Below are 14,816 nucleotides of genomic sequence, written 5' to 3' on the forward strand. Positions count from 1 at the left end.
ATCATGGGCCGCAAGTGGTCCGCGGCCCAAGCTTCGAGCCGGACTCAGTCGGCGAGCAGGGTGACCATCCCGGCCGCACCGTCCACGCGCACCCGCTGACCATCGGCGAGGCGGGTGGTGGCGGTCTTGGTGTCGACGACACAGGGAATGCCGAACTCGCGAGCGACGATCGCGGCATGCGATGCGGAGCCGCCGATATCGGTGATCACCGCAGCGGCGTAGGCGAACATGGCGGTGTGCCCGGTATCGGTCACCGCGGCCACCAGAACGTCGCCGGGCTCGATATCGTCGTCCAGCGACAGCACCAGCTTCACCCGCCCCTCCACCACACCGGCGCAGACACCGATGCCGGTCAGGCTCTCATCGGCGGTGAGCGCGACCGCCTCGGCAACCGGTTCCCATTGTCCAGCAATGACATCCGGCATCCGGATGGTCTGCAGCCGAAGCCGTTCGGCGCGCCTGCGGGCCACCTTGTCGGCCGCATCGACCGGGAGGCAGAAGATTTCGTCCAGCGTCAGGTAGCAGGCGTCATCGAGCTCATCCAGCCGACCGGCGCGAACCAGCCGATCCGCCCGCTCGCGCACGGCGAGTCGCAGGCAGTGGGTGATCCGGACGACACCATCGCGCGCTCGTTCCCTGGCGACGGTGGCGCCGGCGGCCATTCGCGCCGTGCGGCTCGGCGACGGATCCACGGGTTCACGCTTGGGCGCGGGCATTTGCGCGGCGCGGGCGGCGGCGCTCACCAGAAGTGCGGGCCGGTCACCGAATGTCGGATTGATCAGCTCGCATTCGCCGGGACCGCGGTGGCCGATACGTACCAGCTCCTCATCGAGTGCCGCCGAGAAGGCGGGCGAGACCGCCCGGGCCGCGTCGACATCTCCGGCACGCGCCAGCTCGGCGAGATCGGCGTCGGCACGGCACAATTCGGCCAGCCGCTCCACCGCGAGCATGGGTTTGGCCGATTCCAGGCGGTTGAGGTCGATGGGGACCTCACCCGCATCCTTGCCGCGCGCGTGGATGGCGGTGGCGGCGCCGGTCATCATCACACCGATCGCCGCGGCCTGCCAGGCCTGGTGCAGACGGTCGCGCCAGAGCAGGGCGCGCACGTGCAGCTGCTCATCGGTGAGTGCGCGAATATCGCTGGCGCTCAGCGCTTCCGCATGCGAGGCGGCATTGATCAGCTCGGCCGTCTTCGCGAAGCGGCGCGCGGTGGCGATGACGCGGGAGGTCGCGCGCGCCGTCGCCAGGGAGCTGGCGAGTCCGGTCGGCATCGGCGGCTTTCCGTGCGGCTGCAGGGCGATCTCGGCCGGAATATTGCCGTAGGCGTCGCGGCGGATGCTCTCCTCGTCCCAGCCCGGCATATTCTCCGCGGCCAGCACACCGATCGAGGCATTGATGTAGATATGGTGGCCGAGGACGGTGGTGACCCGGCTCGTCCAGTGCTCCAAGGCGATTCCGTCGAGCGCGATCATCTCGCCCATGGCCTCGTTGCTGAGGCGGATCGCACCGGCCTGCAGGTCGATGGTCAGCGGGGTCAGCGGGCCGGGCAGCGCCTCGGAGGTATTGGTCGCGGTGTGCACCGGGTAGCGCTCGTCGACCCGATCATCGAACTCACCCTCCAGCCCGTCGGGCGCTACATCGGCCAGCGGGTGGTTGTCGGAGGTGGCGGCACGGGCGGGAATCACATGCGACGGCAACGGAATAGCGCCGCGACGGGTGCGGAACCCGCCGCCGTCGGGCTTGCGGCCGATCATGCCGCGCACCAGATCGGCGATCACCTCCCGGGCCGTCCAGCCGCAGCGGAAGCCCCATTTCTCCTGCGCGACAGTCGGATCCAGCAGCTGCTGACCGCCGGACCAACCGGGCACCCAGGACGAGTACCGCACGCCCGCTTCGCGCAGCATGCGGCGCACTTCCGCGCTGGTGACCACTCCGGAGGCCGCGAGGTCGACGATCTCCAGCCCGTCCGCCTCGGCACCGGGCGGCAGTGCGGTGGCGGCCAGTACCAGGAAGCGGTCCAGATCGTCGCTGTGCAGCACCTGGAACCCGTCCTCGGATTTCGAACCGAGGATCGGCTCGAGCGCGCGGCGGGTTTCGTGATCGATCCGGCGCCCCGCAATCGACGCGGTGCGGACCAGCACGCCGTCCGCACCCTGGAGCGCGGCCTCGGCCTCGGATTGCCGAGCCGAACGCGCACCGGCGATCACCGGGACCACCACGCGCGCACCGGCATTGCGCGCCGCGGCCGCGACCTGGGCGATCCCTCGGCCGGCCAGGTGCACGACGCTCGCACAACCGTCGACTGTTTTCGCATAGGTTGCGGGGTCGGTGGGATCTCCGGCCGTGAACTGCACCCGCGGATCGATGCAGCGATGCCACCGCTGGTCCAGTCCGGCCACTTCGTGCCCGGCGGCCAACAGCATGCGCGCCACCGCGCGACCGCTCGGCTCGGTGATTCCGGTGACCAGGACCCGCATCGATTTCCTCTCCTCAGTGGCGCCGGAACAGGCAAACGTGACGCCGTTCACACACCATCGCGAGTGCGGGGCGCGGCGATCGGTTCCAGTCCCACTGACCGGGAGTATCCGACTCGGCCACCGAGATCATCGATTCCGGCACCTGGTCGGCCGGCGCAACCTCGAGACCATGACGGTCCGCAATCCGGTCGCGCCGCGCGCGGCGTCCGAGGTGAAGTCCTACGACATCGAGACCGACGTGCTCATCGTCGGATACGGCTGTGCGGGGGCCTGCGCCGCGTACGAGGCGGCGACCGCGGGAGCCGAGGTGCTGGTGGTCGATCGGGCCGGTGGCGCGGGCGGCGCATCGGCGATGTCGGGTGGTGAGATCTACCTCGGTGGCGGTACGCCGATTCAACGGGCATGCGGATTCGACGACAGTCCCGAGCAGATGGCGGCGTTTTTGGTGGCCGCGCTCGGACTGGGCGCGGACCAGCAGAAGATCGAGCACTACAGCGAGCACAGCGTCGGACATTTCCACTGGCTCGTCGATCGGGGTGTGCCGTTCAAGCCGAGTCTCTGGGACGCACCCGCCTGGGTGCCGCCCACCGATGACGGGCTGATGTGGCTCGGCGAGAACAGTTGGCCCTTTACCGAACTCGCCGACCCGGCCCCGCGTGGGCACCGACCGACCGCCCATGATTTCGGCGGCAAGCTATTGCTGGACTGCCTGGTATCCGCCACCGAATCCGTCGGTGTGACAGCGCAATACGACACCTATGTGACGAATCTGATCCTGGATACCGACGGTTCGGTGCTCGGCGTAGTAGCCCGTCGATATGGCCGCGAACTCACCATCCGCGCGCGCCGCGGCTGTGTGCTCACCACCGGCGGTTTCATCGATAACGACGATATGCTCGCCGCCCACGCACCCCGGCTGCTCGGCCATACCAAGGTCAGCGCCGGCACCGATGACGGCAGCGGTATCCGGATCGCGCAGGCCGCCGGCGCCGCCGTCCGGCATATGTCGGCCGGTCAGGTCGGTGCCTCATTGATCCCCGGCTTCGCCGCGCGCGGCATCATTGTCAACAATCGCGGCCAGCGCTTCGTCAACGAGGACACCTATCCCGGCCGCATCGGCCAAGCCGCGCTGTTCCGCCAGGATATGAACGTATGGGTGGTGCTCGACGAGCAGGGCTACGAGGAGGTGCCCGAGCGCGAGCGCTGGGGTGTGCGCCCGACCCATGTCGCCGAGTCGATCGACGAACTCGACCAACTGGTGGCCCTGCCGCCGGGCGCACTCGCCGCCACCATCACCCGCTACAACGAATTCGCCGCGCGCGCAACAGATCCCGACTTCCACAAGGCAGGGCGCTGGCTGCGCCCGCTGACACCGCCGCTGGCCGCTATCGATATCAAGGCGGGCGTGCGCCCACCCTCGGAATCCGGTGACCGCCGCGGCACCGGAGCCTCCGTATTCACCCTCGGCGGGCTGCACACCAGCATCGACGGCCAGGTCCTCGACCTCGACGGCAGCCCCATCCCCGGCCTGTTCGCCGCGGGCCGGGCCAGCTCCGGTCTGCACGGCGAGGGTTATATCAGCGGCACCTCACTGGGCGATTGCACCCTCTTCGGCCGCAAAGCCGGAGCCGCCGCGGCGCGCAACAAAGCTCACACCTGATCATCCGTCCAGGTGAGTTCGCCCGCCTTCCTTCCCAAGAGTGGCAAGGTAAGCACTTTGCGCACGGCGTCGTCTGCGGCAACCATGCAGAATCGCTGCTCTTCGGCGGGACGGTGCGGGAAGGTGAGACGGATGCGGCTTATCATGATCGACGATGACGCCGAAGGCGGTGACGCACTAGCGGAAGCGCTCGAACTCCACGGCCATCAGGTCGATCGCAAACACCGCGGCTCCGACCTGCTGCTGGCCCACCATGGCTATCACGCCGTCCTCCTCGGCCTCGACCTACCGGATATGGACGGCCTACAGGTGCTGCGCAAACTGCGCGAGGTCAGCTCGGTGCCGGTGCTGATCCTCGGCGAGCAGGCCGACGAGCGTTCGATCGTACTCGGATTGCACAGTGGCGCAGACGATTACATTGTCAAACCGGCGCGCGTCGCGGAGTTGGCGGCCCGGCTGGAAGCGGTGACGCGCCGGGTCGGCGTCGCTACCGTCGCGCGCGGCGAGACCGTCGTCAGCGATGACGTCCGGGTGGATCTGGCGGCACGGCGGGTCGAGGTGGCCGGGGAGCTGGTCCCACTCACCCGGCTGGAGTTCGAGCTGCTGCGGGTGCTCGTCGAACGACCCGGCATCGCGGTCAGCCGCGAGCAGTTGATGGATTGCGTCTGGGGCGATTCGCTGCTCGCCGTCTCGCGCAAGCTCTACGTGCATATGGCCGCCTTGCGCGCCAAACTGGACCGCCCCGAATTGATCACGAATATCCGCGGCTACGGCTACCGGTGGGGTCCGGACCCCTACGAGACCGCCGAGGCGGGGAAGCTGCTGAAAGCGGTATAGCGCAGCACTCCTGCTGGTATTCCGATCACCGGGACTGCTCCCCGCGGTGTCGCCGCGGTCGCCATAGCGTCGAAAACATGGCGCCGACCGGCGAACCCGAGGAATACAGGAGGAGTCCCGCATGAGCTCAGCATCGCGCAGCGATTCGATGAGGGGTGGTGGCCGGGAGACGGGTGGGCCCAAGGTGCTCGATCGGGTCCGGGATCTACTCCCGGTGATTCGGGAGCGGGCCGCGGAGACCGATCTGGCGCGGCGGGTTCCCGTGGCGAGCATCCGGGAATTGACCGAGGCGGGGGTGTTCCGCATGCTGCAGCCGTCCCGCTTCGGTGGCGAGGAAGCCTCGCCGGTGGCGTTCTACGAGGTCATTCGCGCGATCGCATCGGCATGCCCGTCCACCGGTTGGGTGTCGTCGGTGCTCGGCGTGCACCCGTGGCAGCTAGCGCTGTTCCCGCTGGCGGCGCAGGAGGAGGTGTGGGGCGCGGACTCCGATACGCTCATCTCCTCGTCGTACGCGCCCACCGGCCGCCTCACTCCCGTCGAAGGCGGTTACGAGGTCACTGGGCGATGGAGTTTCTCCTCCGGCTGCGACCACGCCCAATGGGCGTTCCTCGGCGCACTCGCACCGGATGAGCACGGCAATCCCAAGGACTATCTGACAATCCTGGTGCCGCGCAAGGACTATCAGATCGACGACGTCTGGCATGTGGTCGGCCTGTCCGGCACCGGCAGCAACGATATCGTCATCGAGAAGGCCTTCGTACCGCATCACCGCGCCTACAGCGCCACCGAACAATCGCAACTGCGCGGGCCGGGCCAGGAGGCCAATCCCGCTGCGCTGTACAAGATTCCGTTCGCGGGTGTCTTCTCCAACACCATTACCGCGCCCATTATCGGCGCCGCACAGGGCGCCTACGAGGCGCATATCGAGCGGATGCGCGAACGGGTCCGGCTGTCCTACGGCGGGCAGAAGGTCGCCGAGGACGGATTCGCGCATGTGCGGGTCGCGCGCGCGGGTTCGGAGATCGATGCGGCCATCCTGCAGATGGAGCACAATATCTCCGAGCAATTGCGTTATGCCGAAGCGGGCGAAGAGATTCCGTATGAGGTCCGGCTGCGCACCCGGCGCGATCAGGTGCGCGGCACCGAGCGCGCGATCGCGGCCATCGAATTGCTGTTCGACAACTCCGGCGGGCACTCGATCCGCAAACCCAATCCGATCGAACGACACTGGCGCGACGCGCACGCGGGCAGTGTGCACGTGATCAACGATGTCGAGCGGGCCCTTGCCATGTTCGGCCGCGGTGAATTCGGGCTGCCGGTCGAAGATCGGATGGTCTGATGGACGCGGCGGATACCAGTCGCCATATCACCGTCGACGGGCTGAAACTTCGCTACCACGAGGCGGGTTCGGGTCCACCGCTGGTGCTGCTGCACGGATCCGGTCCCGGGGTGTCGGGATGGGCCAACTTCGGTGCGAACCTGCCCGTACTCGCCCAACATTTCCGCTGCCTGATCCTGGACCAGCCCGGTTTCGGCGCGAGCGAGCGTCCCGACGTGTACGAGCGCAACTACCTGCGCATCTCCGCCGATGCGGTGGTCGGGCTGCTCGATCAGCTCGCACTGCCCAGCGTGCACCTGCTCGGCAACTCCATGGGCGGCGCGGTGGCGACGCTGGTGGCGCTCGAACACGGTCAGCGGGTCGATCGGCTGGTGCTCATGGCGCCCGGCGGCGTCGGGGTCAATGTGCTGGGACCCGAACCGTCCGAGGGGATTCGGCGGCTGCTCGACTTCACCGCCGAACCCACCCGGGAGCGGGTGCTGGCCTGGCTGCGGACCATGGTGTTCGACGAGGCGGTGCTCACCGACGAACTCGTCGACAACCGATTGGCCACGGCCGCGGATCCGGCCGCCATCGCGGCCATCCGCGACGCCTATGCGACGTTCGCGAATCCCGCGTTCGCGGAGGCGGTTCCGCTGTGGGCGCGGTTGCGCGCGCTGCGCAACGAGGTGTTGATGCTGTGGGGGCGCGATGATCGGGTCACCCCGGTCGAGGGCGCGCTGCTGCCGTCGCGTCAGCTGCCCCGTGCCGATCTGCGGCTGTTCGGGCGCTGCGGACACTGGGTGCAGATCGAACGCAAGGACGCGTTCGAGCGTGCGGTCATCGATTTCCTGACTTCAGGTCTGTAGCGCCCCTGCCACGGCGTCGGCGTCATGACGTCCGGCCGATGTCACGGGAATTCGGGAGCTTCGGTCGCGGGTTCGGAGTTAGAGTCGCCCCGTGACATGGACCGCACCCGAACTCTCCCGAACCAAGCCGCCGCTGGTCGCCGACGAGCGGACCATGCTGCAATCCTGGCTCGACCTGCACCGTCGGACCCTACAGTGGAAATGCGCCGGACTAGCGGCCGAGCAGTTGAAGCGTCGCTGCGTCGCACCATCGACGCTCTCGCTGCTCGGCCTGGTCCGCCATCTCACCGAATGCGAACGCGGCTGGTTCCGCATCGCCACTCGCGGTGCACCGCTGGACTATCTCTACTGCGGCGAGGACAACCCGAACGGCGATTTCGACGATATCGCCGATGCCGATGCCGCCGCGGACCTCGCGGCCCTGCGTGCCGAGATCGAGCTGGCCGACGCCGCCGTCGCCGATCTGCCGCTCGAGCACGTTTTCAGCTATCGCGCCACCGAATACAGCCTGCGCTGGGTCTATGTGCACATGATCGAGGAATACGCGCGGCACAATGGTCACGCGGATTTCCTGCGTGAGCGTATCGACGGCGCGACCGGCGACTGAGCCGCCTCAGAGCTGATTGTGGCTGACCCACCCGGCGATCTGGGTGCGTGAGGTGAAGCCGAGTTTGGTGAGTATGTGGTCGACGTGGCTCTCCGCGGTCCGGATCGAAATCACCAGTTCGCTCGCGATGTTCTTATTGCTGTAGCCCGCCGCGACCAACCGCGCCACATCCCGCTCACGACGGGTGAGAACATCTGCCGCAACGGATTTCACCGGTTTCGCGGCCGGACGCGGCTCGGCGCCGAGGGCATAACCGACCGCCTCCTCCAGCCCCAGGGCCGCGCCCGCGTCGAAGGCGGTGCGAAACTCCTTCTCGCCCATCGCATCGCGCACCTGAAGGCGCACCTTATCGCCGACGTACTCGGTCATCTCATGGGCGAGTCGCTGGGTACTGCCACGCCGCACCGTCGATGCGGCCCCCATCAACCGTGCCGCCCGCTGCAGATCGCCGTCGGCGGTCGCCGCCCACGCCAGCCCGTCGAATCCGGATGCCGTCCACACACACCGATCGAACAGACTGAACAGCTCGACCGCCTTGCGCAGATCCTCGATGGCCTTGTCCTGCTCACCTTTTCGCCAGTGGTAGGTACCCACCGCCCAATAGCCCAATCCGCCGAGCAGATGCGAGCCGTACTCCTCCGTCTTGGCGAGGAACCGATCCGCGATGGAACCAGCGCGTTCGTCGTCGAGCACCAGTGCGCACACGTAGGCGAATGCCAGGCTCTCCATCTCGACTCCGTGGTGCGCACAGGCTCGCGCGCGGTCCGAGGCGGCCTCGGCGATATCGAGTGCCCGCATCGAATCGCCGTTGGCGAAGGCCAGCAGCGCCGACAGCAGGGCATATTCGACGAGTACGTCCTCGGTATCGAGTTCGTTGGCGATTTCCAGACATTCACCGGCGAATCGGGTCGCCGTCTCGGGATCGGAGAGCATGGCGGCAATCACCGAGGCGGCGGCCAGTGCCCGCGCCCGATCCTTCGTATGGTCGAGATCCTTGTCCAAGGCCTCCAGGAGCCAGCGATAGCCCTCCAACAGGAATCGGTAGTGCTCCCAGAACGGTCGCAGTTCCGTCGCGATTTCCAGTGCGCGATGCGCGCTTTCCGGATCGGCGAGCGAGAACTGCAGTGCCGCACGCATATTCGGATGTTCCCGGGTGACATCGCGGAACCACGTGACATCCTCACTGCCCCAGTACGCGGTGCGCCCCCGCTGCGCGACCCGGTGGTAATGGTCGCGGTGGCGTAGTCGCACCGCCCGCTCACCGCCGTGCGCGACCAGCCGCGCCAAGGCGAACTGGCGCAGCGGTTCGAGCATGGTGTACCGGCCGGTGCCATCAGCATCCTGTCGATAGCCGAGGACGGATTTGTCGACCAATCCGGTCAGCGCGTCCAGCAGCTCATCGGCCGGATCGACGACGCAGACCGCCTCCGCGGCCTCGAGGTCGAAGCCGCCGGCGAAGACCGATAGCTGCTCCCAGAGATGCTGTTCATCCGGTGTGCACAGGTCATAGCTCCACCGGATGGCCGCCTCGAGGGTCTGCTGGCGCTCCGGCGCGGTGCGCAACCCGGTGGTGAGCAGCCGGATCGCATCGTCCAGGCGCGCGAGCACCTGATCGGGGGTGAACATCCGCAACCGTAAGGCCGCCAGTTCCAATGCCAGCGGAATTCCTTCGAGGCGACGGCAGATCGCCGCGAGCGCCCCGCGATTGGCATCGGTGACCCGGAAGTCCGGATTCGCCGCGGTCGCCCGATCGATCAGCAGCCGCAGCGCGTCGCTGTCGACCTGAGCCGGACGACGTGCCTGGGCATCCTCGTCCACCTCCGGCACCGCGAGCGGCGCCACCGGCAAGACCTGCTCCCCGGAGACCCCGAGCGGTTCGCGGCTGGTCGCGAGGATCCGGACATCCTTCGTCGCCGGAATCACCCGGTCCACCAGGGCCGCGCACGCGTCGATCAGGTGTTCGCAGTTGTCCAGGATCAACAGCAGACTCTTGTCTGCCAGATAGTCGGTCAGGCTGACAACCGGCGAACGGGTGTCGTCGCGCAGACCCAAGGTCTGCGCGACGCTCAATGCCACCAGTTCCCCATCGTGCACGTGCGCGACCTCGACGAACCACACACCATCGGGAAAAGCGCGCCGCACCGCCTCCCCGACCCGCCGACTGAGCCGGGTCTTGCCGACGCCACCCGGCCCGGTCAGCGTGAGCAGGCGAGTGCTGGACAGCAGCTTGCGTGCCATGGCCACCTCGGCGCCACGACCGACGAAGCTCGTCACCTCAGCGGGGAGGTTCCCTGTCTCGTGCCGCACCACGCTGCATACCTTTTCACGTGCGGCCGCCGTCTCGGGCATTTTGACCGAGATGTCGGATTCGCGGCCGGCTCGCTAGTCGACCACCAGCGTATTCGCCGCTCGCATGACCGCGGCCATCGAGGCCGCGAGTACGGAATCACTGCGTCCGCAGGCCCATCCGGTGCGCTCGCCGCCGCGGAATTCCAGATAGGTGATCGCGGTGCCGCCGTTCCCCGCGCCGATCGACTGCTGGGTCAGCCCGAGCACCTCGACCGGGTAGCCGACCCGAGCCAATGCCGCGGTGAGCGCCTCGATCGGACCGACATCGCGATATTCGGCCGGGCCGCCGATGGTGAGCGTCACCTCGGTGACCGTGTCGTCCCCCGCGCCCGTGGTCCGCCATGCCCGCAGACCGACCGACTCCGTCGGGGTGTCCAGATACCTCGCCTCGAACAATTCGTACAGTTCGGCGGCGGTGATCTCCAGACCGGTGTCGTCGGTGCGCGCCTGGACGTGTCGCGCGAAATCGATCTGCAGCCGGCGCGGCAGATCCAGACCGTATTCGGTATCCAGCAGATACGCGATACCACCCTTGCCGGATTGGGAATTCACCCGAATGACCGCGTCGTAGCTGCGGCCGATATCAGCCGGATCAATCGGCAGATACGGGACCCGCCAGTCGAGTTCGCGTTCGGCGATCCCGGTGGCGGCGGCCCGATCGCGGTGTTCGGCCATTCCCTTCTTGATCGCGTCCTGATGGGTGCCGGAGAACGCGGTGTGCACCAGATCGCCTATGTACGGATGCCTTTCGTGGATGGGCATGCGCGTGCAGTACTCGACGGTCCGGCGGATCTCGTCGATATCGGAGAAGTCGATCATCGGATCCACGCCCTGGGCATGCAGATTGAGTGCCAGGGTGGCGATATCGACATTGCCGGTGCGTTCACCGTTGCCGAAGACACAGCCCTCCACGCGCTGGGCGCCCGCGAGCACGGCCAGTTCGGCACAGGCGATACCGGTGCCACGGTCGTTGTGCGGATGCACCGACAGGATCACGCTCGCGCGCCTGGCCAGATTCTTGTGCATGTATTCGATCTGGTCGGCGTAGACATTCGGCGTCGCGACCTCCACGGTGGCAGGCAGATTCAGGATCACCGGGCGCTGCGGGGTGGCATCCCACAGCGTCGTCATGCGGTCACAGATATCGAGTACGAAATCCGGTTCGGTCAGGTTGAAGACCTCGGGCGAGAATTCGAATCGCACATTCGGCAGGTCACCGGCGAATTCGAGCACATCGCGGCCACCGGACAGGATCAGCTCGCGCAGTTCGGCAGTATCCTTGTCCAGCACCACCTTTCGCCAGGTAGGCGCGGTAGCCGTGTACATGTGGATGACGACCTCGTTGCGAATGCCGCGCACCGACGCCACCGTGCGCTCGATGAGATCGCGGCGAGCCGGGGTGAATACGACGATCGCAACATCCGCCGGCGCGATATCGGTGCGCGCGAGCAGTCGGACGAAGTCGAAATCGGTCTGCGATGCGGAGGGGTAGCCGACCTCGATCTCCTTATAGCCCATGGCGACCAACAGTTCGAAGAACCGTCGCTTGCGCACCGGGTCCATCGGCTCGGCCAGCGCCTGGTTGCCGTCACGCAGATCGACCGGCACCCACAGCGGCGCATCGGTGAGCCGAGCAGCGGGCCAATCACGCTGGGTCAGTGGCACGTCCACGCGATCGTAGACATCGCGGTAGCGGTGCGAGGGCATCCGCGAATGTCGCTGCCTGTTCCACGCCGGGGCATTGGCCGCCAGCGCACCGGAAGGCGTGGCAATGGTGGGGAAAGTGCTCATGATTACTGCTTCCTGGCCTTGTGGCCGTCACGGACAGGTGACCGGCCACGACGCAGCCCCACGGCGGGCGGCCGGTCGTTAGGCCCCGCCGTGGCGGCTAAGCAGAAGCATGGTGCGCATGATTGCTAGACTATACACAACTCCTCAGACAAGTAGAGAGGTTGCGATGGTTTCGCAGGTACGGCGCCATCCCCTGGCGGCACAGGCGGCCGAACTGCTGCTCACCCGCATCCGGGACGGGGAATGGCCACTGGGACACCGCCTTCCGGGCGAGACGACGTTGGCCGCACAGCTCGGTGTCGGCAGATCCACACTGCGCGAGGCGATCCGCGAATTGGCCGGTAAGGGCGTGCTCGACAGTCGCCAGGGCGCGGGGGTCTTCGTCACCGCCCTCGATGTCACCGAGGACTGGGACGTCGTACTGCGCCGCGCCAGCATCGCCGCGGTCATCGAGGCCCGCATCGCCATCGAGGCCGAGGCCGCCGCACTGGCCGCACAGCGCCGCACCCCCGCCGACCTGCGCGCCATCCGTCGGGCACTGGCCGCGCGGGAGGCACACGGCGAACCGATCGCCGACCATGTGGATGCCGATATGGCCTTCCATCGCGCCGTCATCGTGGCCGCGCACAACGATGTGCTCACCCAGCTCTTCGACACCTTCCTCCCCCGGCTACGAGTGGCCATGGTCGACATGCTCAAAATCCGCCCGGTCCCCTCCGAACCCGCCGACCACGACGCACACATTCGGCTCACCGATGCGATCGCACACCGAAAGCCCAGTGCCGCAGCCGAATTCAGCCGCTCCCACCTGATGACCCTCAAGGACGCGTTCTCGTGACCACTCGGCGGTCGCACCGCGCGGCGGCACCACCGATACGACGGCGTCCGACCCGAACGGAGATCTCCCATGACCGGAACCCCCGTGCTACAACTCACCGATGTCACCTTCCGCCGCGAAGGCAAGCAGATCATCGACCACATCTCGCTGACCGTGCACGCGGGCGAACACTGGGCACTGCTCGGACCCAATGGCGCGGGTAAGAGCACCCTGCTCGGCTTCTGCGCCGCGGTCACCTTCCCGACCTCGGGCACCGTCGATATCCTCGGCCGGCGCATGGGCCGCGTCGACCTCGCGCCGCTGCGCCACTCGATCGGGCACGTCAATCCCCGCCACCCACTGCGCTATCCGCTGACCGTCCGCGAGGTCGTGCTCACCGGCATCACCGCCACCATCGACACCCCGATGCGCTGGACGCCGACACCCGATGACCTGCGCCGCGCCGACGCCATGATCGATACCGTTGGTCTCAAAGGCAAGGCCGAGGAGATCTGGCCGACGCTGTCCCAGGGCGAACGCGGCCGAACCCTGATCGCCCGCGCCCTCATCGCCGAACCGCGCCTACTGCTATTCGACGAGCCCTCCACCGGACTCGATGTGGCGGCGCGCGAACAACTGCTCGAGACCATCGACGCACTCGGCGAAACCCATCCCGAGGTCGCATCGATCCTGGTCACGCATCATTTGGAAGAGCTGCCGAGCACCACAACGCACGCGCTGTTGATCGCCGGTGGGCGCACGGTCGCCTCGGGAGCCGCCATCGATACGGTCACGACGGAGACCGTATCGACGGCTTTCGACCACCCGGTGGCCGTGCGCTACGACGACGGCCGCTGGACGGCGCGTGCCGCGGTCCGCGCCTGGCCCGCATAAGCATGCAGCAAGCCGCGCACTCCGCCCGTTCGTGCTCGATCACGCGCGCCACGTACCGCTGAACTGGGCCGATAACCCGCGAAACGCTGCAGCGAGGCTGGTCGGTCGCAGCCCTCCGGTGCGCCCACCGGCTGGTTCCGGAAGAATTTTCGCTGAGCATGTCGATTCGAGCCCGCGCCGTTCGATGCGTTGAGGTGAGGGTCGGACAATGCCGACCACCGAGCGAAGGATGGCCAGATGCGACACATGATGCTGATCCGAGTCGACCCGACGAATGCGCCGGAGCCGGACGAGGCACTGATCGAACAGGTCAACAAGGTGATCGAGGAGATGACGAAGGCCGGGGTGCTGCTCGATACCGCCGGTCTGCACTCGATCACCGAAGCCACCAAGATCGCCCAGTCCGGCGGGAAGCAGACCGTGCTCGATGGTCCGTTCACCGATACGAGTGCACTCTTGGAGCGAATTCACCCCCGATAACGGGACAGATCGACCATCCTCCCCCACGCCGTTCACTCACCCCTTTGACCTGCGGTTTTATCCGGTAGCGGGGTGGTCGCTGTGACCAGACCACCCCTGACCTCGCAGAAGAGAGCCACCAAGCGCGTCGACCCGGATTCCGAGCGCGGTCTGTCGTCCTCATCGACTGCTGCGGGACTGCCGCTGCCGCAGTTTCGTCGGCACCGCAGGACCGGCGCCTTCCACACTGTTCGTCCGATCGACAGCAACGCCTGCGTACACGCCCAGGGAATCGTTGATCTCCTGGGTTGGTCACCGGGCGATCGGCTGCGGTGGCAGTTTCAATCCGGTCTGGTTGTCGTCACCCGACCGGTGCATGCCGCGACGGTGCCGCCCGGGGAAACTACCGCGATCACGTCCAAGGGTTATTTCCGGATTCCTTCGCGCGCGCGCCTTGCAGCGCGGCTCGGGATCGGCGATCGGGTCCTGGTCACCGGTGGCCTCGCTCGGGGAATCGTCGTGGTCTTTCCGATGCTGGCACTGGACGAAGCCCTCCTGACGCATATCGCCACATCGCTCGGTGAGCAGCTGTCATGACCGAACGCGCCTCACTCCCTGGGGAAGACACCCTCATCGCCGCGCGGCTGCTACTCGAGCGGATGGATCTGACTCCCGAGGATCTACTGGCATCACCGGTCGGGCGGCAGTCCATTCCAACATTCGGCGAGTACATCCCGG

General features: G+C 67.2%; 12 protein-coding genes. 9 read left to right on the forward strand and 3 right to left on the reverse strand.

Annotated features, from left to right (window positions below; translation table 11 throughout):
• Positions 1-44: 44 nt before the first annotated feature.
• Entirely contained in the window at positions 45-2,477 is a 2,433-nt protein-coding gene (locus tag ACQP2D_RS26685) for a PEP-utilizing enzyme (protein ID WP_433678658.1), read from the reverse strand.
• A 169-nt stretch (positions 2,478-2,646) separates the two neighbouring features.
• On the opposite strand from ACQP2D_RS26685, the gene ACQP2D_RS26690 reads away from it, so the two are divergent.
• From ACQP2D_RS26690 to ACQP2D_RS26710, 5 genes are all read left to right on the forward strand, one after another.
• The gene (locus ACQP2D_RS26690) at positions 2,647-4,137 is read left to right on the forward strand and encodes an FAD-dependent oxidoreductase (protein WP_433678659.1); all 1,491 of its coding nucleotides are present in this window, start codon (positions 2,647-2,649) and stop codon (positions 4,135-4,137) included.
• Between the two features lie 132 nt (positions 4,138-4,269).
• Positions 4,270-4,974 (forward strand): response regulator transcription factor, encoded by a 705-nt coding sequence (locus ACQP2D_RS26695; RefSeq protein ID WP_433678660.1) that lies wholly within the window; start codon positions 4,270-4,272, stop codon positions 4,972-4,974.
• A gap of 121 nt (positions 4,975-5,095) precedes the next feature.
• Positions 5,096-6,313, forward strand: coding sequence for a 3-hydroxy-9,10-secoandrosta-1,3,5(10)-triene-9,17-dione monooxygenase oxygenase subunit (gene hsaA, locus ACQP2D_RS26700; RefSeq protein ID WP_433678661.1), 1,218 nt, complete (start codon positions 5,096-5,098; stop codon positions 6,311-6,313).
• Positions 6,313-7,161, forward strand: coding sequence for an alpha/beta fold hydrolase (locus ACQP2D_RS26705; protein ID WP_433678662.1), 849 nt, complete (start codon positions 6,313-6,315; stop codon positions 7,159-7,161). The genes hsaA and ACQP2D_RS26705 overlap by 1 nt, the downstream gene beginning before the upstream one ends.
• Before the next feature lie 91 nt (positions 7,162-7,252).
• Positions 7,253-7,768 (forward strand): DinB family protein, encoded by a 516-nt coding sequence (locus ACQP2D_RS26710; RefSeq protein ID WP_433678663.1) that lies wholly within the window; start codon positions 7,253-7,255, stop codon positions 7,766-7,768.
• Between the two features lie 6 nt (positions 7,769-7,774).
• Here the strand turns inward: ACQP2D_RS26710 and ACQP2D_RS26715 are convergent, their stop codons facing one another.
• Positions 7,775-10,075 carry a LuxR C-terminal-related transcriptional regulator gene (locus ACQP2D_RS26715; protein ID WP_433678664.1) on the reverse strand — a complete coding sequence of 767 codons (2,301 nt, stop codon included), beginning with the start codon at positions 10,073-10,075 and terminating at the stop codon, positions 7,775-7,777.
• Between the two features lie 75 nt (positions 10,076-10,150).
• Positions 10,151-11,824: a 2-isopropylmalate synthase gene (locus tag ACQP2D_RS26720; RefSeq protein ID WP_433685773.1), complete on the reverse strand. Its 1,674-nt coding sequence runs from the start codon at positions 11,822-11,824 to the stop codon at positions 10,151-10,153.
• Positions 11,825-12,074: 250 nt separating this feature from the next.
• Between ACQP2D_RS26720 and ACQP2D_RS26725 the strand changes: the two genes are divergently transcribed.
• The 4 genes from ACQP2D_RS26725 (at position 12,075) to ACQP2D_RS26740 (ending at position 14,675) form a co-directional block, all read left to right on the forward strand.
• Positions 12,075-12,746 carry a FadR/GntR family transcriptional regulator gene (locus tag ACQP2D_RS26725; RefSeq protein WP_433678665.1) on the forward strand — a complete coding sequence of 224 codons (672 nt, stop codon included), beginning with the start codon at positions 12,075-12,077 and terminating at the stop codon, positions 12,744-12,746.
• Between the two features lie 69 nt (positions 12,747-12,815).
• Complete coding sequence (locus ACQP2D_RS26730; protein ID WP_433678667.1) at positions 12,816-13,619, forward strand: ABC transporter ATP-binding protein; 804 nt, start codon at positions 12,816-12,818, stop codon at positions 13,617-13,619.
• 237 nt (positions 13,620-13,856) lie between these two features.
• Complete coding sequence (locus tag ACQP2D_RS26735) at positions 13,857-14,099, forward strand: YciI family protein (RefSeq protein ID WP_433678668.1); 243 nt, start codon at positions 13,857-13,859, stop codon at positions 14,097-14,099.
• 81 nt (positions 14,100-14,180) lie between these two features.
• Entirely contained in the window at positions 14,181-14,675 is a 495-nt protein-coding gene (locus ACQP2D_RS26740; RefSeq protein ID WP_433678669.1) for a hypothetical protein, read from the forward strand.
• Positions 14,676-14,816: the final 141 nt, after the last annotated feature.

This window comes from Nocardia sp. CA-119907, assembly GCF_050955995.1.
Taxonomy (GTDB): Bacteria; Actinomycetota; Actinomycetes; order Mycobacteriales; family Mycobacteriaceae; genus Nocardia.